The 22427-nt window shown below is 43.4% G+C and carries 19 protein-coding genes; 11 read left to right on the forward strand and 8 right to left on the reverse strand.

Going from position 1 to position 22427, the window contains the following annotated elements; genetic code table 11:
- Position 1: 1 nt before the first annotated feature.
- From L1070_RS04485 to L1070_RS04500, 4 genes are read right to left on the reverse strand one after another with little or no spacing between them, the layout of a single operon-like run.
- Positions 2-988: a VWA domain-containing protein gene (locus L1070_RS04485; protein WP_070984636.1), complete on the reverse strand. Its 987-nt coding sequence runs from the start codon at positions 986-988 to the stop codon at positions 2-4.
- Positions 981-1415 (reverse strand): DUF4381 domain-containing protein, encoded by a 435-nt coding sequence (locus L1070_RS04490; protein WP_237124635.1) that lies wholly within the window; start codon positions 1413-1415, stop codon positions 981-983. Before L1070_RS04490 ends, L1070_RS04485 begins: the two co-directional genes overlap by 8 nt.
- A 5-nt stretch (positions 1416-1420) precedes the next feature.
- Positions 1421-2386 carry a DUF58 domain-containing protein gene (locus L1070_RS04495; protein ID WP_237124636.1) on the reverse strand — a complete coding sequence of 322 codons (966 nt, stop codon included), beginning with the start codon at positions 2384-2386 and terminating at the stop codon, positions 1421-1423.
- Positions 2386-3342: a MoxR family ATPase gene (locus L1070_RS04500; protein ID WP_070984642.1), complete on the reverse strand. Its 957-nt coding sequence runs from the start codon at positions 3340-3342 to the stop codon at positions 2386-2388. The genes L1070_RS04495 and L1070_RS04500 overlap by 1 nt, the downstream gene beginning before the upstream one ends.
- Before the next feature lie 282 nt (positions 3343-3624).
- On the opposite strand from L1070_RS04500, the gene fadI reads away from it, so the two are divergent.
- From fadI to L1070_RS04535, 7 genes are all read left to right on the forward strand, one after another.
- A complete protein-coding gene (fadI, locus tag L1070_RS04505; RefSeq protein WP_070984648.1) occupies positions 3625-4935 on the forward strand; it encodes an acetyl-CoA C-acyltransferase FadI in 1311 nt (436 codons plus the stop codon).
- A complete protein-coding gene (gene fadJ / locus L1070_RS04510; RefSeq protein WP_237124637.1) occupies positions 4935-7118 on the forward strand; it encodes a fatty acid oxidation complex subunit alpha FadJ in 2184 nt (727 codons plus the stop codon). The genes fadI and fadJ overlap by 1 nt, the downstream gene beginning before the upstream one ends.
- Positions 7119-7286: 168 nt before the next feature.
- Positions 7287-8810, forward strand: a complete 1524-nt coding sequence (locus L1070_RS04515; RefSeq protein ID WP_237124638.1) for a sensor domain-containing diguanylate cyclase — start codon at positions 7287-7289, stop codon at positions 8808-8810.
- A gap of 72 nt (positions 8811-8882) precedes the next feature.
- Positions 8883-9437: an elongation factor P hydroxylase gene (locus L1070_RS04520; protein ID WP_237124639.1), complete on the forward strand. Its 555-nt coding sequence runs from the start codon at positions 8883-8885 to the stop codon at positions 9435-9437.
- Positions 9427-10554: an ATP-NAD kinase family protein gene (locus tag L1070_RS04525; protein ID WP_237124640.1), complete on the forward strand. Its 1128-nt coding sequence runs from the start codon at positions 9427-9429 to the stop codon at positions 10552-10554. Before L1070_RS04520 ends, L1070_RS04525 begins: the two co-directional genes overlap by 11 nt.
- 10 nt (positions 10555-10564) lie before the next feature.
- A complete protein-coding gene (locus L1070_RS04530) occupies positions 10565-10843 on the forward strand; it encodes a YfcL family protein (RefSeq protein ID WP_070984658.1) in 279 nt (92 codons plus the stop codon).
- A 63-nt stretch (positions 10844-10906) separates the two neighbouring features.
- Positions 10907-11989 (forward strand): TonB family protein, encoded by a 1083-nt coding sequence (locus L1070_RS04535; protein ID WP_237124641.1) that lies wholly within the window; start codon positions 10907-10909, stop codon positions 11987-11989.
- Between the two features lie 118 nt (positions 11990-12107).
- On the opposite strand, the gene L1070_RS04540 is transcribed toward L1070_RS04535, so the two are convergent.
- Both L1070_RS04540 and L1070_RS04545 read right to left on the reverse strand, forming a co-directional pair.
- Positions 12108-13343 (reverse strand): divalent metal cation transporter, encoded by a 1236-nt coding sequence (locus L1070_RS04540; RefSeq protein ID WP_237124669.1) that lies wholly within the window; start codon positions 13341-13343, stop codon positions 12108-12110.
- Positions 13344-13429: 86 nt separating this feature from the next.
- The gene (locus L1070_RS04545; RefSeq protein ID WP_237124642.1) at positions 13430-14284 is read right to left on the reverse strand and encodes an HDOD domain-containing protein; all 855 of its coding nucleotides are present in this window, start codon (positions 14282-14284) and stop codon (positions 13430-13432) included.
- A gap of 173 nt (positions 14285-14457) precedes the next feature.
- Between L1070_RS04545 and L1070_RS04550 the strand changes: the two genes are divergently transcribed.
- The 3 genes from L1070_RS04550 to L1070_RS20400 all read left to right on the forward strand — a co-directional run bounded on the left by L1070_RS04550 (position 14458) and on the right by L1070_RS20400 (position 18983).
- On the forward strand, positions 14458-16011 hold the full coding sequence (locus L1070_RS04550; RefSeq protein WP_237124643.1) for an AbgT family transporter: 1554 nt from the start codon (positions 14458-14460) through the stop codon (positions 16009-16011).
- Positions 16012-16089: 78 nt separating this feature from the next.
- Entirely contained in the window at positions 16090-16524 is a 435-nt protein-coding gene (locus tag L1070_RS04555; protein WP_237124644.1) for a GNAT family N-acetyltransferase, read from the forward strand.
- A gap of 122 nt (positions 16525-16646) precedes the next feature.
- Complete coding sequence (locus L1070_RS20400; RefSeq protein WP_237124645.1) at positions 16647-18983, forward strand: methyl-accepting chemotaxis protein; 2337 nt, start codon at positions 16647-16649, stop codon at positions 18981-18983.
- Positions 18984-19023: 40 nt separating this feature from the next.
- Here L1070_RS20400 and L1070_RS04565 read toward each other — a convergent pair whose 3' ends face one another.
- Positions 19024-20283 (reverse strand): aromatic amino acid transport family protein, encoded by a 1260-nt coding sequence (locus L1070_RS04565; RefSeq protein ID WP_237124646.1) that lies wholly within the window; start codon positions 20281-20283, stop codon positions 19024-19026.
- A gap of 1272 nt (positions 20284-21555) precedes the next feature.
- Here L1070_RS04565 and L1070_RS04570 point away from each other — a divergent pair.
- A complete protein-coding gene (locus tag L1070_RS04570; RefSeq protein WP_070984674.1) occupies positions 21556-21921 on the forward strand; it encodes a hypothetical protein in 366 nt (121 codons plus the stop codon).
- 47 nt (positions 21922-21968) lie between these two features.
- Here L1070_RS04570 and L1070_RS04575 read toward each other — a convergent pair whose 3' ends face one another.
- Entirely contained in the window at positions 21969-22421 is a 453-nt protein-coding gene (locus L1070_RS04575; protein ID WP_237124647.1) for a helix-turn-helix domain-containing protein, read from the reverse strand.
- Positions 22422-22427: the final 6 nt, after the last annotated feature.

A 22427-nucleotide genomic window follows, 5' to 3' on the forward strand; every position in this document is an offset into this window, starting at 1 on the left:
ATTACACCTCCTGTCTCATGCCACGTAGGGCTTTTAGTAAAATTGTCAGCGTGATTAGGAGCAAAGCCCCAGCAAGCGGCCAGTAAAATAGCGCAAGTTGTGGACGAAACGTTTGCGCTTCGTCAGAGACAGGCTCAAGTTTATCCAACTCTTGATAAATTTGCTGTAAACCCGCTACATCTTTTGCTCTGAAGTAAAGACCACTGGTTTCTTTAGAGATATGTTTTAGCGTAGCTTCATCGATATTGCTGCCACCGACACCACCCATGCCAAATAGGCTAAAACCACGCCTACCATCAGAGCCAACACCTACGGTGTACACCTTTATTCCTTCTTCACGCGCTAAGATCAAGGCATCATCTGGGCTTAAATTTCCCGCCGTATTTTGACCATCAGTCAGCAAAATAAGCACTCGGTTGCTTTGTTGTTTTTGACTGAACCGCTTTACTGCAAGCCCTAAAGCGTCGCCGATGGCGGTTGCACGGCCTACTAAGCCTATTTGTGCCTCGCTTAGCATTTGACTTACGGTATTTAAATCTCTTGTAAGTGGCGTTTGTAAAAATGCAGTATCACCAAATAAAATTAAGCCAAGTCTATCACCTTGTCGTTGTTCAATAAATTCACTGAGTACGGCCTTAACAACGGACAATCTATCAACGTAACGTCCTTGATACTCCATGTCTTGTTCAGTCATTGACCCAGATAAGTCCACAGCAAGCATGATGTCGCGACCTTCGTTGGGCAAGGCTATTGGTTCATCCAGCCATTTTGGGTTTGCTGCAGCCACCACAAGTAGTAGCCAGATGAGTAGCTCTAACCAGTGTATTTTGCGGCTTTGTTGTACAGCTTTCGGGGCTAGCTCTGCGAGGTTAGCAAAGCTTGGCATACGCAAACGAGCATTGGCTGTGTATTGTACAGGTTTCAATTTTGCCAGCAGCCACGGCAGTGGCAGTAACACAAAGGCCCAAGGCCAGCTAAACTCAAACATCGATGGCCTCTTTTAACTTGAAGTTTTTGATAGCCATACGCAACTTGGACGCCAAGTTCGCGCTAGGCTCTGGGCTGTAAAGCGTATCTAGCTCTTGTGCATTAAATGTTTGTCCACTCAATTTGCTCAAACGGCTCGCCCAAAGCTGATTAGAGCCTGCAACAGCTTGGTTACCATAGTAATGTTTGGTGAGTCGTTTGACTAATATGTGTAATTGCTGGGCGTCATCTTGGTATTGCGCACACAGGCTAATTGCTTCACGTTTTGCGCGCTTGTGTTGCCAAGCTTTGTAGCGCCAAACAATCAGCATGATTGTGAGTAAAAGTAACATTGCAATGATGACCCACATAGCGGGGGATAATGGCCACCATGATACTTCGCTTGGTGGCATCACGTCGTGTAATGCATCTAGTGGAGAAGCCTGCATAACTGTTAATACCTCAAAAGCTGTGATTCTAAGGGCGTTGCCGCACTAAAAGATTGCATGGTCATACCCGCACGTTTTAAGCGCGCTAGGCGTTTTGCGAACACATCCGCTGCTTGCTCGGCAAATTTGCTACGAAATTGTTTATCCATCAGAGGTAATGTCCAACTACCTGCGCCAGCGTCCACCATAATGGCTTCACGGTAGGCTGGGAGCTGGTGTTCAAAAGGATCGCTGATATGGCAGCCAATCAATTCACAATGTCGAGCCAAGCGTTCTAACTGTTTAAAACTGGTATCACTAAGATGAGTGAAATCTGAAATTAAATAGATCAGACTGCCTGGCTTGGCCAGATGCGTAAGACGTTTTAGATTGTCGGCAAAGCGATTTTCTATCTGCTGATGCTCAACAACTTGCTCTCGGTTTTGTAAGGCTAGTTGGTGGATATCACACAGCTGATGACACAAGGCTAGCACGCCTTTATCTCGCGCTGCGGGTTTGAGCTCATGGTGACCATATTCACTAAAAACAATACCACCGAGCCTATCACCACGTTGACATGCAGACCAAGCAACCAGCGCACTTAAATGTGCTGCTTGCACTGACTTGAGTAGTAGCTTACTGCCGAACAACATGCTGTTTGTAAGATCGGTAAAAACAAAGACGGGACGCTCTTTTTCTTCTTGATAAAGTTTAGTGTGCGCTTCGCCCGTTCTTGCGGTAACGCGCCAGTCAATGGCACGAATGTCATCACCATACTGATATTGGCGCACCTCGGCAAATTCCATCCCACGGCCTTTGTGGGGGGCTAAATATTGGCCTGCCTGAGCACTTTTGATGCGTGCGCTAGGCTTTAGCGACAATAAATTAGCTTTGGGCTTGTAATACAGTAACTCTTTCAAGCCCAGCTGTGCACCATTACTGTGGCATTGCTCTAACCATGCTTGGGTTGATAACTGAGTTGCTTGCTTCATTACGGTACTGGCACTAAATCAACAATTCGACTGATCACTTCATCTTTACTGATGCCATCCGCTTGTGCTTCGTAGCTCAGGATGATGCGGTGACGCAAAACATTGTGGACCACGGCTTGGATATCTTCAGGAGTAACGAAGTCACGCTCATGCAACCATGCATGCGCTCGTGCACATTTATCTAATGCGATGGTTGCCCGCGGGCTTGCACCAAATTCAATCCATGCGCCAAGTTGGGCATCGAGTTTTGCACCTTGACGCGTCGCGATGATCAGTTGTACCAAATATTGTTCAAGCGGCTCGGCAAGGTGCATTGATAATACGCTCTTACGGGCGGCAAATAAGGTGGCTTGGCTGATAGGAGCAAAGCTGACCGGCTCTTGCTCCAAGGCTTCGCCACGTGTCAGTCGTAAAATCGCCAGTTCATTCTCTGCGTGCGGATAATCTATGTTCAGGTGGAGTAAAAAGCGGTCTAACTGGGCCTCTGGCAGCGGGTAAGTCCCCTCTTGCTCCAACGGGTTTTGTGTTGCCATAACCATGAACAATTCAGACAAGGGGTAGGTATTTTTACCCACGGTGATTTGTCTCTCAGCCATTGCTTCAAGCAGTGCTGATTGCACTTTAGCAGGGGCTCGGTTAATTTCATCAGCCAGAATCAGGTTGTGAAAAAGTGGGCCTTTTTCAAACACAAACTCACTGGTTTGTTGACGATAAATATCCGTACCTGTGACGTCTGCAGGTAATAAATCTGGGGTAAACTGAACGCGTTGAAAACTGCCTTCAATCCCTTTTGCTAGGGCGTTGACTGCGCGGGTTTTAGCAAGTCCTGGCGGGCCTTCAACCAAAAGGTGACCATCAGCCAAAATTGCGATAAGTAAAGCCTGAGTCAAAGCCGGCTGACCAATAATTTGTGTATCGAGATAGCGTTTTAATTGTGAAAATTCATTTACTGCCATTGCTTTGTCCTTGTTGTGACAAATTTTTGCTTTAAGTTATATGGTTTTGTTGTCTGATCTCAAGTGTTGATTGACATTTTTGCGTCATACTTAGACTCTGGTTTTTTGAATAGTTCCCGAGTTTTTTCAATAACTTTTGCGACTGTATAAAAAAACGACTAGGGTAAGTGATGTTTGATTCTTTTGTAACCAATTTTGAATTTACTATTGGCATTGTATTAGCGGTTGTTTAGAATCAGGTAAAATTTAACAGGTCAGACCTGTCAGCGGGAGAGCATATTAATGTCTGAGCAAAATATTCTAAAAACAACAAAAGGCGACCGTATCGCGATTGTAAGCGGGTTACGTACTCCATTTGCAAAACAAGCTACGGCGTTCCACCACGTACCAGCATTGGACCTCGGTAAGCTGGTAGTCAACGAAATGCTTGAGCGTTTAAACTTCGATAAAAATGAAATAGACCAGTTGGTGTTTGGTCAAGTTGTACAAATGCCAGAAGCACCCAATATCGCTCGTGAAATTGTATTGGGTACCGGTATGCCAGTATCTGTTGATGCCTATTCTGTATCACGTGCGTGTGCAACCAGTTTCCAAGCGATTGCCAATGTGGCTGAATCAATCATTGCAGGGTCTGCGACTGTGGGTATTGCGGGTGGCGCAGACTCATCTTCCGTATTACCAATCGGTGTGAGTAAGAAACTAGCCGGTAGCCTTGTTGATTTGAACAAAGCGCGTACGTTAGGTCAGCGTTTAAAGATTTTCTCCAAGTTACGTTTGAAAGACTTACTGCCAGTTCCTCCTGCGGTAGCCGAATATTCAACGGGACTCTCAATGGGACAAACTGCTGAGCAAATGGCAAAAACCCACGGGATTAGCCGCGCAGATCAAGACGCCATGGCGCACCGTTCGCATTCACTGGCAGCCAAAGCATGGGCTGATGGGCTATTAGCGGAAGAAGTGATGACGGCGCATGTGCCGCCTTACAAATCGTTTATTGAACAAGACAATAATATTCGTACCAACTCTTCATTAGAAGGGTATGCCAAGCTGAAGCCAGTATTTGATAGAGTGCATGGTTCGGTTACAGCAGCCAATGCTACACCGTTAACAGATGGCGCTGCAGCGGTACTGATGATGAGTGAGAGTAAGGCTAAAGCATTGGGTTACGACATTTTAGGTTATGTTCGTAGCTTTGCATTCTCAGCAATTGGTGTACATGAAGATATGCTGATGGGACCTGCTCATTCAACGCCTGTGGCGCTAGACAGAGCGGGTATTAGCTTACAAGATTTAGATTTGATTGAAATGCACGAAGCATTTGCCGCGCAGGCATTGGCGAACATGAAAATGTTTGGCTCGGACAAGTTTGCGCAAGAAAAACTGGGTCGCTCGAAAGCGATTGGTGAAATTGATATGGATAAATTTAACGTTAACGGCGGCTCATTGGCATATGGTCACCCATTTGCGGCAACAGGAGCTCGTTTGATCACGCAAAGCTTACATGAGTTAAAACGTCGTGGCGGCGGCTTAGCACTTACCACAGCCTGTGCGGCGGGTGGTTTGGGTGCAGCCTTTGTATTGGAGAGCGCGTAATGTCAGTATTTAGTTATGAATTAAACGAAAGACGAGTAGCCATCGTTACCATCGACGTGCCGGGTGAAAAGATGAACACTCTGCGGGATAGTTTTGCCGAAGATTTATTGGCAATTCTAAAACAGGGCCGTGATGACAACATTACTGGAATGGTTTTTATCAGTGGCAAAAGTGATAACTTCATTGCGGGCGCAGACATCAAAATGTTGGATAGTGCCAAAACGCGCGAAGATGCACTAGCCCTGTCAGAAATGTGTCAGCAAGCGTTTTTCACCATGAAAAAACAGCCTTACCCAACGGTTGCTGCGATTCATGGTGCGGCTCTTGGTGGTGGTTTAGAGTTTGCGCTTGCATGTGATTATCGTGTGTGTACCGACAGTGATATTACCAAACTAGGTTTACCTGAAGTACAGCTTGGTTTATTACCAGGAGGCGGTGGCACTCAGCGTTTACCAAAGTTGGTAGGTATCCAAAAGGCGCTGGAGTGGATGTTAACAGGCAAGCAGGTACGCGCTAAACAAGCCAAAAAATCAGGCTTAGTTAACGACTGTGTACCAGCGAGTATCTTGCTATCTGTTGCCGCAAAAATGGCGACTAAAGGTAAAGCTAAACCAACTAAACCTCGCTTAGATAGATTGAGCCAGCTGCTTGAGTCAAACCCATTCGGTCGTAACATCATATTCAAAAAAGCGCAGGAAAATGTTTTGAAAAAGACCGGTGGTCACTATCCTGCACCAGTGAATATCATAAAAGCCGTACGCGCTTCGATAGAGCTTGATGAGCTCAAGGCATATAAAACCGAGGCGGAAGGGTTTGCCGACTTGGTGATGACCGATGTATCAAAAGCGCTACGCGGGATCTTCTTTGCCACCACTGAAATGAAAAAAGAGTGGAAAAATGACGATGTTGCACCAATTGAGCGCACCGCTGTTTTAGGGGGCGGTTTGATGGGCGCGGGTATTGCACATGTCAGTGCTGTTAAGGCACAAGCACTGGTACGCGTTAAAGATGTGGCTCAGCAAGGCATCGCCAATGCAATGAATTACAGCTACAAAATTTTGTCCAAGCGTCAAAAGCGCCGCATCATGACAAAAGCGCAGCTTCAACAGACCATGAACCGTATCACTGGTGCTACAGATTACTCTGGTTTCAAACATATTGATATGGTGATTGAAGCGGTGTTTGAAGACTTAAAGCTCAAGCAAGGTATGGTGGCTGATATTGAACAGCACTGTCAAAAAGAAACCATTTTTGCCAGCAACACGTCGTCGCTGCCGATAGCTCAAATCGCTGAAAAGGCTGAACGCCCTGAGAATGTAATAGGTTTACATTATTTCTCTCCAGTTGAAAAAATGCCATTGGTAGAAATCATTCCTCATGCTGCTACCTCGGAGCAGACAATTGCTCGCACGGTGAATTTTGCGCGCAAACAGGGCAAAACGCCTATTGTGGTAAAAGACAAAGCTGGCTTTTACGTCAACCGTATTTTGGCGCCTTATGTGAATGAAGCGGCCAACTTATTGTTAGCGGGTGAGCCAATCGAAAAGATTGACCAAGCATTGGTAGAGTTTGGTTTTCCAGTAGGGCCGTTGGCACTACTTGATGAAGTAGGCATTGATATTGGTTCTAAAATAGCGCCAATTTTGGAAAAAGAACTAGGGGAGCGTTTTAAGGCGCCTAATGCTTTTGACCGCCTGATAGACGCGAAGCGTTTAGGTCGTAAAACTGGCAGAGGCTTCTATAGCTACGATAAAAAAGACAAAAAAGTGGACGAGTCAGTATATGAATTACTGGGAATTACCACCAGTCCACGTCTGAACAAACAAGAAATTGCAAGCCGTTGTGTTGCTCAGATGCTCAACGAAGCCGCGCGTTGTTTAGATGAGGGCATTATTGCTAGCCCTCGCGATGGTGACATTGGCGCAATCTTTGGTATTGGTTTCCCGCCATTCCTAGGAGGTCCATTTAGTTATATGGATAATCGTGGAGTTAACAAGGTATGTTCAGAACTGTCGACGTATGCTTCTGATAACCCAGTGTTTACACCAGCAGAGCCATTGATGAAGATGGCTGAAACAGGCACTAAGTTTTATCAAGATGCTAAACCCGCTTTGAGTGAAGTGAGTAAGTCGCAACCTCAAGAAGTCGCTAAGTCGAATGAGGAACAAACCGAAACGCCTTAAAAAACACTACCCAGTTTATTGTTTAGCGTGTTAAAAAAAGGGAATACATCGCACGATGTATTCCCTTTTTTAATTGCTGTTATCACGAATAAATTAGCCTGGTAATTTATTGCCGTCATTTGATTGTTGACTACACTTACGGTAACACTTTCGCGTGGATGCAAGGATATGGAGCGGCGTTTTTACTGGCAGTTGGGCGCATTATTGTTGTTAACAGTCTTGGTTAACTTTGCGCTTTTTTATTGGAATACAGTTGCCATTCAAAAATCAGAGCAGCTCAACGCAAACTGGCAGCAAATTACCAGCAGTAACCTAGAAAAAGCCGTGTTGCTCGCTAAACTAGACCAGAATATGGGTTATGGGGGGTTTATTCACCATTTTAAAAACTACGTTCTGCGTCGCGATAGCCTTTATCTCTTGGGCGCACAAACAGGACTCTCACAGGTTTATGACAGCATAAAAGCATTGAGAAAGCTCAAGCTCACAAGCGAAGAAGTATCGGCAATTGATGCTATTGAAAGCACTGTTCGTACTTATGCCAATAAATTATCCGAAATTCAGTCTGAGAGCTATAGAGAGCTAAGTGTTGAGCAGTTGGATCAATTGGTACGTGTTGATGATGACAATGCTGAACGTGCCCAGCAGAGCTTGCGAGCAAGCTTACGTAGTAGTAATCATGAGGCATTGCTCTTGCAGACTAAGCTTCGCAACGAGACATTATCTACCATAAAACTCGGGGCATTTGTGGTGTCTCCTATTGTTTGTTTAGCGGCCATTCTCAACATGATTGCGTTGTGGCGCATAGCAGTACTGTTTCGTGAAAGAGATGTTCTATTTGAAGTGACACCTGATTCAATCCTTTATTGCGATAAACAAGGGAAGATAATCCGAGTGAACAAGGCGACGGAGGAATTGTTTGGTTACAGTAAAGCACAATTACTTACCATGAAGGTTGAGGATTTGATCCCACAGCCGTATCGATCCCATCACATCCACCTTCGACAAGGTTACTTAGGTAAGTCTAAGATGCGACACAGCAAAAAAGATGGGCTGGAAATTGTTGGTCTGCACAAAAATGGCACGCAGCTGCCACTGGATATCGCCATTGCAAGTATTAGCCACGGGGCGAAAGATTTTTCAATCGCTATCGTTCGAGATATACGCCAAGAAGAAGAGCTGGCTTTAAAAGCTGAACGGGACTATCTAACGGGCGTGTATAACCGCAGGCATGCTTACTCTTTGCTTGAGGATGAACTCACTCGAGCGAACCGTTATCGCCGGCCATTATCAGTGTTATTAATCGATCTTGATAATTTTAAGCCATTGAATGACAAAGAAGGGCATTTAGTGGGTGATATGGCGTTAAAAAACCTGTGCCAATTTCTGAATGAATCCGCGCGACCAACCGATGTAATTGGGCGCTGGGGAGGAGATGAGTTTTTGATAGTGTGTCCTGAAACCGCACATCATAGTGTGATGAGCTTTGCTGAGCGATTAGTTAAAGAGTTTGCCGAGCAAACGGAATATGAACTTACACTTAGTATTGGTGTTGTCGCCTATGATTTTGTCAGTGACAAACACTGTGCAAATGACTGCGTCGATCAAGCCGATGCAGCATTGTATCGCGCAAAAAGCCGAGGTCGAAATCAGGCGGTCATGTTTGAGCCCGAACTGATGATGGCTTCACACTAGAGGTTTTTACTTCCTGCCTAAAAGTACGTACAATCTGCGGCCATTATGTAACACATGGTTTGCTCGTAGTTAATGCATCACATCGACGATCTGATCACTATCTTTGATCAACTATTTTCAACTCAATACAACACGCGACTCGTAAAAGGCGATGATGAGCCTATTTATATTCCAGCTAACGCCAGTTGTGGCTATCACCAAGTGGTATTTGCTCACGGTTTTTATGCCAGTGCGTTACACGAAATTGCCCATTGGCTGGTGGCGGGTACAAAACGCCGCACTTTGGAAGATTATGGTTATTGGTATTGTCCGGATGGTCGCGACAAGGCCAAACAACTTGAATTTGAAAATGTTGAAGTAAAACCTCAGGCCATTGAATGGGCGCTGAGCGTGGCTGCTGGATTTGATTTTAATGTCTCGGTAGACAATCTCAATGGCGAACAAACATGTCGCTTTAGATTTCAGCGTAGAGTGCATGAGCAAGTAATGGCACTACTAGAGGGCGGTTTTAATACGCGTACAGAGCAGTTGCTACATGTGTTGAGTGATTTCTATAAAACCCCATGGCCGCTTTCGCAGGCACAATTTAGTTGGCATTGTCCAAAGGAGCTTCTTGATGCAGTTTAAACTTGGTTTGATAGTTAACCCTGTAGCTGGTTTGGGTGGTAGTGTTGCGCTAAAAGGCAGCGATGGAGAGCTGACTGCACAGCAGGCATTGGCTTTGGGGGCTATGCCTAAGGCTAATCAAAGAACCCAAATGGCACTTGAGCAACTGCTTGCCTATCAAGAGCAGATAGCGGTGTTTACGGTTGATGGGGAAATGGGGGAGACCACAGCCAAAGCACTTGGTTTTAGAACCCAAGTTGTATATCAAAGCCATCAGCCAACTACCCCTCAGGACACAGAGCAAGCTGCGAAGGCTATGTTGGCATGTGGCGTTGATATGATTTTATTTGCAGGTGGTGATGGCACCGCACGTAATATTTGCGCGGCTGTGGACGATAGTATTCCGGTGCTTGGTGTACCAGCAGGCTGTAAAATTCATTCAGGTGTTTACGCCATTACCCCTAAAGCGGCGGGGCGTGTCGTAGCTATGTTGGTTACTGGCGAGTTGGTTACCCTGTCAGAGGCAGATGTGATGGATATTGACGAAGAGGCATTTCGTCAAGGCTCGGTAAGGGCGAAACGTTATGGCGAAATGCAAGTGCCTTCGGAATTACGTTATGTGCAAAGCGTTAAAAATGGCGGTAAAGAAAGTGATGAACTCGTACTTGCCGATATCGCAGCTTATGTTATCAGTGAGATGGACCCAGATACCCAATATATTATGGGGTCGGGTTCAACCGTTGCTGCCATTATGGAAGAGTTGGGTCTTGAGAACACCTTGTTGGGTGTTGACCTTATTCGAGATCAACAATTAGTGGCTCAGGATATGACTGCAAGCCAGCTACTTGCCAATGTTAAAGGCGCAACGACTAAGTTAGTGATCACGCTAATTGGGGGACAAGGTCATATTTTTGGCAGAGGCAACCAGCAACTCAGCCCGGAATTAATTAGAACAATTGGTAAAGACAACATCATCGTTGTCGCAACGAAAACCAAGCTACAAGCGCTCAATGGTCGCCCACTTATTGCTGACACTGGCGATGAGCAACTAGATGAGGCCTTAAGCGGTTATATTAAAGTGATCACAGGGTACAATGATCATGTGATGTATGCCGTAGGCCACCCAGATTTAAATTAGGAAAATACTTATGTCATTTCAAGAATACGTAGATGCTGCACAGCAGTTTTTTGATGCACTGGTAGATAAGGCAACAGATGATGAACTGTTTGCAGGTGGCTACCTACGAGGTCACTTTGACCTAGCTGTAGGTTATGCCCAAGTTGCGGGTGAACAGATGAGCCCACAAGAGTTAAACGAAAACGTAGAAAAAAGCCTAGTTAAAGCGTATCACAGTGGCGAACTTAGCGAAGACGATAAAGCCCACGTTGTTGACATTTGGGAGCAAGTGAAAGGGTTAGCGGCGTAAGGAAAGATATTCCCATTTTAAATTTTGTATATATAATAGGGAATTTATTTGAAAGGATTCTAAATGACTTCTATACCAAAAGCGCTGTTATTAACCAGCTTATTAGTTTGCTCAACCTCGTTTGCACAATCTGATGTTCGTGAGCAATTTAATCAAAACTACCGTGCTTATCAGCAAGCTGTTGAAGCGCGAGAAGACTACGACAGTATAGAAAAATACGCAAAGTTATCTTACCAGCAAGGTCGTGTAGTATTTGGGGAGCAAACCGAAAACACCGCAAACCTAGCAATTAACTACGCCAAAGCCATCGCCTTTAATGACAAAGAAGAAGCGCTTAATCTAGTGAGTGGTGCAATTGCTATCTTGAAACAGGTACATGGTAATAACGCGATAGAGTTAATAGATACATATATGCTCAAGGTAGATTGGTTACTTCCAAGTAAGGACCTCACTGCTAGGGAGTATGTTGTTAAAGCATTGGATATTGCCCAACACCATAACAATAAGTTGCTCGAATCAAAAATCTATTTTGAAGCAGCAAAAGTATTCAATCGTGTAGGAGACTACACAAGAGTTAAACGCTATCTAACTCATGCAGATGAAATTAATCAAAAGCACTTACCAAAAGACGCTGTTCATCGATTAACGGTAGATTTATGGGTTGCAGAATTACTTGCTGCCCGCAAGCAAAATAGTGGTGCTGTTGAGAAACTCCACAGCATTATTGAGGTGTTCGACGAGAAGCTGGAATTTGATCACCCTATCGAGCTTGTTGCGCATTCTCGCTTAGTTGGTCTATATGAAAAGCTGGGTAAGCGTGAACAAGCGACACAGCACTGCATTGCCATTGCCAAAATGAAACCTTGGCAGGATGATATTGAGCAGACACCTTTATATCGGATAGAACCCATATATCCAACCAGAGCAGCAAGAGCTCGCAAAGAAGGGTGGGTTGATTTGGAGTTTACGGTAACACCAGAAGGTTTTGTTGAAGATATAACAGTATTGGATAAAGAGCATGGTGAAATGTTTGTGAAAAACTCTATCAAAGCATTAAAAGATTGGCGTTATGCGCCTAAATTTGTGGATGGTGAGGCTGTTAGTGCTAAAACTTCGGTACGGCTGGCGTTTAAAATGGGTCGTTAAATGAAGTCTTTTCACCTTCAAAAAGTATAAACTCATGAGTAAAAAGTGCTGAGCCTCAACATTGGCGATAATAGTCGGTGATTAGGAGAGGGAGCCAAAACTATGGCTCCTTCGTTGATTAAAACTTCCAATACAAAAACATCAAAGTAAAACCGAACAAGTAAACCAGCCCGAGCAAACTGAGATACTTCATAAACCCTTTTGGTTGATTATCAATCACCTTCATGAGTCGATAGTTAAACCATGCAAAGATTGGGGTTGTAACAAACGCCAGTGTCATTGCAAAGGTCAGCATGTCTTTTAAATTAGCCTTGAAAAATAGTACGACGGTCATGCCCAGTGCTGCTTGAATTAGCACCAACAACGATAAGGTATATTTTGGAACTGACTTTTTCGTCAATTGCATGGACTCATTCAGCGTTCGGGCATAACCATCCAATACTGTGAGTGTGGTGCCAAACATACACAAAAAGGCAATCGCAGCAACCAGTGAATGTGACCACGGGCCAATGGTTTGTGTATACATACTGATGAGCTGTTGGCTAAACGCGATACCAGCTAACTCAATCTTGGTGGCGCTGCCATATTGAATGAGTACGCCCAACGAGAAGAATACCACTGCAAGTACAGCGGTAAGTCCATAACCAAGGTTAAAGTCAAATAATCCCTGCTTGAGTGTAAGGGCTGATGTTCTCGTTTTAGCTTTTAGCCAAAGAGAGTTGATAGCAGAGATCTCTATCGGCGCTGGCATCCAGCCCATTAACACCACAAGAAAGCCAAGCATGGCCATTTGAAATGGCTCCGGTGGATTAGCTGGTGGTGGGTTAGCCGCGCCTTGACTCACTGCAATGCAAAGGGCAGCCACAGTTGAAATTGTCAATGTCGCCATGATCCACTTACTCGCTTTATCAAGTAGTTTATAATGACCGAGTAACAAAATAGCGAGACATAGCGCCAAAATAGCAAAGCATAGGGTGGTGATGTCTATTGCCCAAGGCAGTGCATAGTGCAACAAGCTGGCCGTAAGTAATAATACGCCAGCGGTGTTGACAATAGCAGCAATGATATTAAGAACGACAAAGGCAATAAAAACGGCCTTACCTTGTTGCTGATAACCTGCAACTAAGCTGTTTTTACTTAACAGGGTGTATTCGACTCCAAAGCGAAAAAAGGGATACTTAAGCAAGTTAACGGCTAGGATCAGCCAGAGTAATTGCCAACCAAATAGTGCTCCAGCTTGCGTTGCAGCTACCAAATGGGATCCGCCAATGGCAGCGGTTGCCATGAGAATGCCGGGGCCAAGCGTCGCCCCAACGGAAGTGAATTTGTGTTTTAGCGCCAACAGCACGGTGATTCCTTATGATTTTTTGTGCCATAGTAGCGCTTGTGCTTTTAAAACTGAACAGTTAGTTTACAATTTTCGGCACTCCGCAAACCCATTTAACCAAAGCGTTCTTGGAAGTAGTCATCCGTATCTTCCAAAATATCCTGATAATCGTCCTCATCCAACTCTAAGGTGCTAAGTACCTCTGTTTTTACATGCAGCCAATCTGCTGTATTCCTAAAGCGCTTTTGCGTGTGTACTAGGTTCTCAGCCATTTTTAATGTGGCGTAACTGAGAAGTAACTCCTGATCGTGCGGTTCTGTCAAGAACTCTAAATCATGATGACGTAAAATAAGCTGACAGATAGGTTTTGGTAGATGCCAGCTGGATGCTAGAAAAAACCCTACAATGGTGTGATTGGTGTTGTACGCTTGCTCTTCAAATTGAGTGAGAGGTTCATCATGACTGTTATTGGCTATATCGAGCACCTTAACGTAGTCTGGGTATTTAACCGCCATAGCGGGGATCCCTGCATCGTGAAACAATCCAAGCATGTGTAGATTTTCCGAGGGCACTTTAGATTTCACTTTTTTGCCGATGAGTGTAGCAACCGCTGCGATTTCTGTTGAGGTGTCCCAAAACCTTTCGAGACTGATACAACAAGAGCTTTGTTCAAAAGCTTGTTGCAACAGGCAGCTTGTGACCAGCTGAGTAACGCTATCTAGACCTAAAAACATCACGGCCTGTTTAATATCGGTGATCGTGCGTGACATGCCGTAAGCTGGCGAATTAATAACTTTAAGTACGGCAGCAGACGTTGAAAGGTCAGTGGAAATTAGGCTTGCAATGTGGTTTAAATCAGGCTCGGGGTGTTGAATAGCTGTTTGTAATTGTTCAAGAAGTTCTGGCTTAGGTGGTAAATTAAAGCCTCTTTTTATGTCGTTTATTACCTTGTCATCAATATTGATCATAGTAGCGTGCACCAAGTCAAAGGGTTAGCCCAAAGCATAGCCTATTTAATATGAAATCAAGTGATACTGTATATGCATCGACGGCTCATCGGTTGTGGTGTGACATGTTCTGGATATTGCGACGAATGTTAATTTTAAGTAGAGTTAGGTGATTTTTTTATTAAGGAACAACTATGGACTCACAGGCGAACGGTGCGGTAAACAATGGCGCAGTGACTCGATTTCTGAATTTTATTGAGCGGGTTGGGAATAAACTACCAGATCCTGCCATGATTTTTTTATTTTCTATGTTATTGATTTGGCTGCTATCTTGGCTCTTCTCTAACACTCAATTTGAATCGATTGACCCAAGAACAGGGCAAGCAATTGTGGTGCATAATCTGTTAAGTGGTGATGCACTCGCGGGCTTCTTGGCGACTATGGTTAAAACATTCACCAGCTTTGCTCCTTTGGGAGTTGTACTGGTTGCTATGTTGGGCGTAGGTGTGGCAGAGCATTCTGGCTATATCAATGTTGGCCTCAAGCTGATGCTCAAACGCACACCACAAATTCTGCTCACGCCTTCAATCATTTTGGTGGCAATTGTAAGCCACACAGCAACGGATGCTGGTTATGTACTGGTTATTCCACTTGCTGGGGTGATTTTTTATGCCATGGGGCGGCATCCTTTGGCTGGTATTGCTGCTGCATTTGCAGGTGTAAGTGGCGGCTTTAGTGCCAACTTTATTCCTTCAGGAATAGACCCATTACTACAGAGCTTTACACAAAGTGCCGCACATATTATTGACCCTGAGATGGCTATAAACCCGCTGAATAATTGGTTTTTCACCTCAGCATCGAGTGTGTTTATCATTTTATTAGGCTGGTACATCACCGATAAAATTATTGAACCAAGACTTAAAAATACTCCTGTGGATGGAGACACCGATAGCCTACCTGAATTTCATGAAGTCACCGATGTGGAGCGTAAGGGCTTTTACGTAGCCAGCACTGTGATGCTAGCAGGAATAGCCCTATTGACGTATGCGGCAAGCGGTGAAGACTCAGCTCTACGCGGCCCTTCAGGGGCATTGACAGACTTTAGTGCTCCTTTAATGCAATCTATTGTGCCGCTGATCTTTTTACTATTTTGGATCCCAGGTGCCGTGTTTGGTTTTATGGTAGGCACCTTTAAATCTTCGAAAGATATGATAGATGCGATGAGTAAATCCATGGGGAGCATGGCTTATTACATCGTAATGGCATTTTTCTGTGCATTGTTTATTTCTGCATTTGCAAAGTCGAATCTAGGTGCCTTATTAGCAATTGAAGGCGCAGAAATACTCAAGGCGTTAGCACTGCCTAGCGGAATTACAGTCGTAGGTATTATTTTCCTAACCGCTTTTGTAAACCTGTTTGTGGGGTCTAGTTCAGCAAAATGGGCGCTATTAGGGCCTATTTTTGTGCCTATGTTGATGCAATTAGGGATCTCTCCTGATTTAAGTCAGGCGGCGTATCGCGTAGGCGATTCAAGCTCCAATATTATTACTCCATTGATGCCTTACTTTCCGCTTGTTGTGGTCTATTGCCAAAAATATGTAAAAGGAACAGGCATTGGCACATTGATAGCGATGATGCTCCCGTATTCAATCGCCTTCTTAATAGGTTGGAGCTTGTTCTTATTGGTTTACTGGGGACTGGATATTCCTTTGGGTTTGCAAGCAAGTTATGAATATTTAGGTTCATAAATAACCAAAATTCAATAGTATGGGCTCCTAAGTGGTGATAATGTGGCAATCACACTGTTGCATTTAAAGGAGCCCAATATGCAAGTAAACGTGACCTCAGACTCTCATCTCATCCTTTCTTATTTCGACGATATTCACGCAAATATTAGCCAATCTTACTGGGCAGAAAATATCCCTAAACCGCTGCTTAGAAAAGCGTTAGAGAACAGTGTGTGTTTTGCTATTATAGACCCACAAGCAGGGCTTATGGCATTTGCGCGTATGATCACGGATAAAGCCACGTTTGGGTACTTGGCGGATGTGTTCGTACAACCTGCTTTTCAAGGCCAAGGGTTGAGTAAAAGGTTGATGGAGGCGATACAGACACATCCCGAACTACAAGGGTTACGGCGCACTATGCTAGCCACTAAGGATGCACATGGCTTGTATGAGCAATATGGCTTTGAGCCAATAACGAATGCATTCCCTTTTATGCAAATTGTCGTGCCCGATATTTACAAGCCTAATTTGTAACATAAAGCAGATAAGGTGTTCACATGAGTGGAAACATCTAAATTAAAGTGGTTGTTGCGCTAACTCCTGCTAAATTTACATATTATACAGATAGTTTTTGCAACAAGCAGTAGAGGTTTGCGGTGAGAATAAAAAGTAAGATTGTATTAAATGTGGCGATCATTGTTGCCGCAGCGGTGATAGCTACAGCTGGTATCCTAACTACGTTGGCAAAATCGAATGCTAATAACGCGTTACAGGAGCAGTTGCAAAATCGCCTAGTGGGTGTCAGGGATGCGAAGAAAGAGCAACTAGAAAGCTACTTTGACATGATGCAGCAGCAAATCAAAACGCTGGCGTCTTCAACAATGACTGTCGATGCAACTGTCGCATTTAGAGCTGGTTTTTCTCAGTATCAGCAGCAATTCTCTGGGGCGAGTCAAAGCCAGATAAACACTTCTTTGCAACGCTTCTATCAGCAGCAGTTTGCGGCAAATTACCGTGAGCTAAATGATGATGCGCAAATTAACACGCAAGCGTTATTGGCGGACTTGTCTACAAATACCAGAGCGATTCAATATACCTATATTTCTAACAATCGGCACCCATTAGGTAGTAAAAGCGAGTTGTATGATGCCCAAGACGGCAGTGATTACGCGCAAACCCATGTGAAGTATCACGACTCTTACAAGCAGCTACTAGAATCGTTTGGCTACTACGATATTTTTATTGTTGATGCGCAAACGGGTGAGGTTATTTACTCTGTGTTTAAAGAACTCGATTTTGCTACCTCGTTGCGCTTTGGCCCATACAGTAGCTCGGGTTTGGGAGATTCATATCAAGCAGCCATGAAAGCACAGCAAGGTGAGGTTACTCTCATTGATTTTAGACCTTACACGCCTTCTTATGAGGCGCCTGCTGCATTCTTATCAACCCCGATATTTAACAATAAGCAACGAATTGGTGTGCTTATTTTCCAAGCGCCAGTAGACAACATTAATAACATCATGAATTACGATCAACAATGGTTGCAAAGAGGGCTTGGAGAAACAGGTGAAACCTACTTGGTAGGGGAAGATCGATTGATGCGTTCACAAAGCCGTTTCTTTTTGGAAAATAAATCTCAGTATTTAGCGAATATCAAAAGCCAAGGTGTTGCCAGCCAAGTGATCAACCAAATAGATGCCAAAAACTCTACATTAGGCTTAGCTGAAGTGAAAACACAGGCCGTAGAGCGCGCTTTGCAAGGTCAAAATGGTTTTTTACAGGCCAATAACTATCTTAATACAGAAGTAGTCTCAGCGTTTGCACCATTAGATTTAATGGGCTTACGTTGGGCCATTGTCAGTGAAATTAGTACAGATGAAGGTTTTGAAGCCAGTGCTAACTTGTTGGAAACCATGTTATTTGCTGCAGTGGTGCTCAGTATTGTATTGATATTAATGGGACTGGCGATTGCGTGGTTTTTAGGGGGATATCTGTCAAAACCCGTTCTGGCAATTAATGATTTTGTGGTGAAAGTGGCAACGTCATTGGATCTGTCTTTGCGAGCAAATTTACGCTTTAACAAAGCGGATAATGATGAAATAGGTCAGGTTGGCCGCTCGCTCAATAAGATGATGCAAAGTATTAATGAGGCGATGTGTGAAGTCTCAGATTCATCTAAAAATTTGGATCGTTCAGTGTCATCGCTGAGGGAGAATTTTAACAAAGTTGCGACTCAGTCAACAGAGCAGTCCAGCATGACTCTGCAACTGTCGGCTGCGATAGAGCAGATGGCGCAAACCTCGGAATCATTAGCACAATCAGCTGAAAGCTCGAATGAAGCAACTCATGCAGCGGTTGAGCAAGTAGCTGATGGACAAGCGAATGTAGAGGCCAACGTGCGTAACAATAATGAGTTAAAAAATATCATTACCGTGACATCCAGTGAAGTAGATAAGGTTGCCAAAGATAGCGCTGATATTGGCTCTGTTTTAGAGGTAATAAAAGGCATAGCTGAACAAACAAACCTGCTGGCGCTCAATGCTGCGATAGAAGCTGCAAGGGCTGGAGAACAAGGACGCGGATTTGCCGTTGTTGCCGACGAAGTTCGAGCGTTGGCACAAAAGACTCAAGACTCCACCAAAGAGATCCACAATATCATTGAAGCTTTGCAAGGTGGTTCGAAACAGACGGTTAACTCTATGAAAGGTGCACTGGCAAGCGTTGAACAAACATTTTCAACAACAAGCCATGTTTCTGCATCATTTGAGCAAATAAACGAGCAAGTCATGGCGATTGAAAGTTATAACTCACAAGTGGCAACGGCCACGTCAGAGCAAAGTGCGGTTGCCCGAGATATGGCGCATCAGGTATCGAGTATCAGTGATCTCGCTGAGCACAACTGCGACAACATTCAGGTAGCGTCTAGTTGTTGTGACGAAGTAGAGTCCGAATATCACCGTCTCCAAGCTTTGGTAGGGCGTTTCAAGCTCTAGTCAGTTGAAGCCTGACTAGAGCAGATGAGATGAAGTGTGATTAACCTAACATGTTATACAACAAAGCAGAAACAGCGAGTAGTCCAACACATAACACGAAGTAGGTGCCAATATGTCGTCTGTATGCGTGTAAAGCGGGAACTTTAAACACCGCAACAGTTGGCATAATAAACAAGATCATGGCGATGATTGGGCCGGATATTGCGCCCATCATGTCTAAGATACTTGGATTGGCTACTGCACATACCCAAATAGCAATAAACATAAAACCAATGCCTAATTTGTCTGCTTGGGCAAACGTCAGTTTAAGTTGTTTTGTCATCAGACCATTGAAGCTCTCGCGTGCGCCCATAAAATGCCCCAGAAATGATGACGTAATGGCTACGAACGCCACGAGCGGCCCGAGCGTAGCAATAAATGGGTTATCATAAATATTTGCTAGATAAGAAAGTACAGAGACGTTTGCTTGTTTAGCATTATCCATTTGCTCTGGTGTTAGTGACAATACGCAGGAAATAACAAACAGTAGGACAAATAAAATCAAAAACACTGAGGTACATTTTAGAATGCGTTCTGCTTTGCTGATTGCTTGTCGTTTGTAGTGACGTCTTTGTACGTTCGCAAAGCTAGAAATAGCTGCTGCATGACTAAATGAAAATACAATAACTGGAACGGATAACCATAGGGTGGAAGCCAAATTACCTATCTCAGGTGTATCGACTATGGGCATCTGCCAATGTGGCATTAAATATAGCGACAGGCACAGTAAAATTGCGACCAGAGGATAAACCAGCACGGCAAATGCACGCATGAGCAGCTTCTCACTACCTAGCATAATGCCAATCATGCCTGCTACCAATACACCAGAGAGCGCTGCTCGTGGTAGAGACTCAAGACCCAACTGATTGACCATAAAGCTATCAACGGTGTTGGTTAGGCCAACGCCATAAATGAGCAGGATGGGAAATATAGAGAAGAAATACAGCAGCGAAATGAGACGACCCGCCATTGGCCCAAAGTGCTCTTCTACCACATCGGTAAAGTCGGCATTTTCTTGCTCGGATGACAGTACAAAACGAGCCAGACCCCTGTGAGCCATGTAGGTCATGGGTAAGGCCAATAAGGTCATCACTAGTAATGGCCAAAAACCGCCAATACCTATGTTAATAGGCAGGAATAAAATACCAGCACCTACTGCTGTACCAAATAAACTAAGGACCCAATGGGTGTCATGCTTACTCCAGTTACCCCAACTGGCTGAAGATATATCGGTTGTGATAGCTTCTGGGGAGTTACTCATAAAATACATCCTGAGTTATGAAAATTTCACGCATCATAATGGAAGTTAGATAAAGATTCATTTGTTATTCAGGTCTTTAGATGAGTTATGCTTAAAGAGTATTCAAAGCGTCTAATTGTTATACTTATGATTATCTAGGACTGAGGTTAATTGGGTGGCCGTTGTGCTATCAGTATGTTGAAAATAACAATATGAAGACTTTATTATTGGTGGCATCAAGGAAGTTTGAATCGCTATTCATTTAAAAAATAAAAACCATAAAAATAACGTATTAAATTCAATAGTGTATACGAAATTAGCCTTAAAATTGTTAATATTTATTCCATTTCTTTCACATTTCCCTAATATAAATATGTTCTTGGTGCGCTTTTTTATTTGAGCAAACCCATGAATAGCGTATCGCTGCATAGAATGTTACATCTTTTAAACGTCTAGAATTGACGTAAGGTCATTATGTGTTTAACATCGAGGTAACATATTTTGTGGCATTCATTATACAATTTATATTAAGAGGTAAATGAAATGTTTGCACTGAATAAAGTTATAGGGAATATTTTGAGGTTTGATACTAGCAATAGAGTATTAACAAAGAATAACAAGCTTACTCTGAGCGAGAAAATCAACAAATTAGAGTTACATCAATGTTCATTAGTGTCAGGTGCTGGCTCTTCAGGACATGGTCATCAGCCACCAGAGTAAGTTGTATTAAGTATTTTATAGGAAAAACATGGATGAACTTTACACATTAGTGGCTTGGGGATTGCGAGCATTAGAATGTGCAGTTTTAATCTTGGTTATATTAAATCTTAAATGGCGAAATATACCTATATTTGGTGTTTACAGATTTGAATCTCTTGCTGATGAAGAGCTTTACTCATGTTTTTTAACTTGCTTATGCTTGTTTGCTATAAATTTACTTATCACCAATATAATACCTTATATCTTCTCACTAGAAGTTGGGGTATTTGAGCTGAGACGCTTTTACTATTCATTTTTAGTAAGTATCTCAGCGACTTTTTGTCTATTGATGTTTTTCTTCCATTCAATAAAAAATTGCCGATTCTCGTTTGTTGCAAGGACTTGCTTGTTTATGAGTTTCGTCGGAACACTGACAAACCTTCTACAGCTTGTACTAAGGGGGTATTTTGATATTAATATCCTTTATAGTTTTTATGGGCCTTTCATCGCTTCACAATCGATAATGGATATAGCCATTACCATGTTTTTTGTTTTTAAATTTACGTCTCAAACACTCCGTATGAGGGTGCCTGCATGATGCTTGTCCTAACAATGGCTTGTCTGACGTGTTTGATTTTTGTTTGTTATGTTGTGTCGTTGGTCAAAGGTATTAATTTATCTCGTAGTGAGCAAAAACTAAAAGCTTTTCTAGTTACATCAAAATCTGGTCGGCATGAATCGATATCTAAACAATCTTACGACCAAGCTTACGATATTGTTATGGACTTAGCAGAAGTGCTTGAAAGTGATGATGACTTTGTTAAATATGACGGTGTAAAAGTCATGTTCAAGCGGGTCAGCGATTTTAAAGAGTCTGAGCAAACCTGCAATGGTGTGGTAGCCAAGTCAGATGTTTCACGTTGTAATCAAACGGTGCAAGTATTAAAAGTAGTAAAATAAGTTAAAGTGCAGCTTAGAGGGAGGAAAGGGATTGCTATAGTTATTTCTTAAGCGCTTTTATTGTTTCTAAACGAGCCTGCCAACAAAGGTTTTAAGTCTCTTAATAGTAGCTGCCCACTTGTTTCAAAGTCAGCCGTTTTAGTTGACTTAAACCATCCCAAATGACACATAAACAACAATGTTTCTTTTGCGGTTTTAACAAATTGTTGTTCAAATTCATCCTCAGACAAGAACGGCGTAGGCGTATAAGCCTGCATACTGGTCGGGTTGTTGGTGGTCGCATTGGGGTGGTTTTCGCCAGTAATTAGCCACTGAGCAAATGCTTTGGTCGATGGATGTTCGAAAAATTTGGAAATAACCGAAAGTGTGGGTTCTCGCTCACCTTTCTCATACTTTCGATATGACGGAACTGGGATTTCTAACATTTCAGCAAAACTTACCTGCGATTCATCCACTGAAATTCGCAGTTGTTTTAATCTTGTTGCAAAAGTATTTGACATATAACC

This window comes from Pseudoalteromonas sp. MMG022 (genome assembly GCF_021654245.1).
Taxonomy (GTDB): Bacteria; Pseudomonadota; Gammaproteobacteria; order Enterobacterales; family Alteromonadaceae; genus Pseudoalteromonas; species Pseudoalteromonas amylolytica.

Excerpts from the sequence above, each read along its gene's own strand:
- L1070_RS04485 (WP_070984636.1), bottom strand. The coding sequence starts at position 988 with ATGTTTGAGTTTAGCTGGCCTTGGGCCTTTGTGTTACTGCCACTGCCG.
- L1070_RS04490 (WP_237124635.1), bottom strand. The coding sequence starts at position 1,415 with ATGCAGGCTTCTCCACTAGATGCATTACACGACGTGATGCCACCAAGC.
- L1070_RS04495 (WP_237124636.1), bottom strand. The coding sequence starts at position 2,386 with ATGAAGCAAGCAACTCAGTTATCAACCCAAGCATGGTTAGAGCAATGC.
- L1070_RS04500 (WP_070984642.1), bottom strand. The coding sequence starts at position 3,342 with ATGGCAGTAAATGAATTTTCACAATTAAAACGCTATCTCGATACACAA.
- fadI (WP_070984648.1), top strand. The coding sequence starts at position 3,625 with ATGTCTGAGCAAAATATTCTAAAAACAACAAAAGGCGACCGTATCGCG.
- fadJ (WP_237124637.1), top strand. The coding sequence starts at position 4,935 with ATGTCAGTATTTAGTTATGAATTAAACGAAAGACGAGTAGCCATCGTT.
- L1070_RS04515 (WP_237124638.1), top strand. The coding sequence starts at position 7,287 with ATGGAGCGGCGTTTTTACTGGCAGTTGGGCGCATTATTGTTGTTAACA.
- L1070_RS04520 (WP_237124639.1), top strand. The coding sequence starts at position 8,883 with ATGCATCACATCGACGATCTGATCACTATCTTTGATCAACTATTTTCA.
- L1070_RS04525 (WP_237124640.1), top strand. The coding sequence starts at position 9,427 with ATGCAGTTTAAACTTGGTTTGATAGTTAACCCTGTAGCTGGTTTGGGT.
- L1070_RS04530 (WP_070984658.1), top strand. The coding sequence starts at position 10,565 with ATGTCATTTCAAGAATACGTAGATGCTGCACAGCAGTTTTTTGATGCA.
- L1070_RS04535 (WP_237124641.1), top strand. The coding sequence starts at position 10,907 with ATGACTTCTATACCAAAAGCGCTGTTATTAACCAGCTTATTAGTTTGC.
- L1070_RS04545 (WP_237124642.1), bottom strand. The coding sequence starts at position 14,284 with ATGATCAATATTGATGACAAGGTAATAAACGACATAAAAAGAGGCTTT.
- L1070_RS04550 (WP_237124643.1), top strand. The coding sequence starts at position 14,458 with ATGGACTCACAGGCGAACGGTGCGGTAAACAATGGCGCAGTGACTCGA.
- L1070_RS04555 (WP_237124644.1), top strand. The coding sequence starts at position 16,090 with ATGCAAGTAAACGTGACCTCAGACTCTCATCTCATCCTTTCTTATTTC.
- L1070_RS04565 (WP_237124646.1), bottom strand. The coding sequence starts at position 20,283 with ATGAGTAACTCCCCAGAAGCTATCACAACCGATATATCTTCAGCCAGT.
- L1070_RS04570 (WP_070984674.1), top strand. The coding sequence starts at position 21,556 with ATGATGCTTGTCCTAACAATGGCTTGTCTGACGTGTTTGATTTTTGTT.
- L1070_RS04575 (WP_237124647.1), bottom strand. The coding sequence starts at position 22,421 with ATGTCAAATACTTTTGCAACAAGATTAAAACAACTGCGAATTTCAGTG.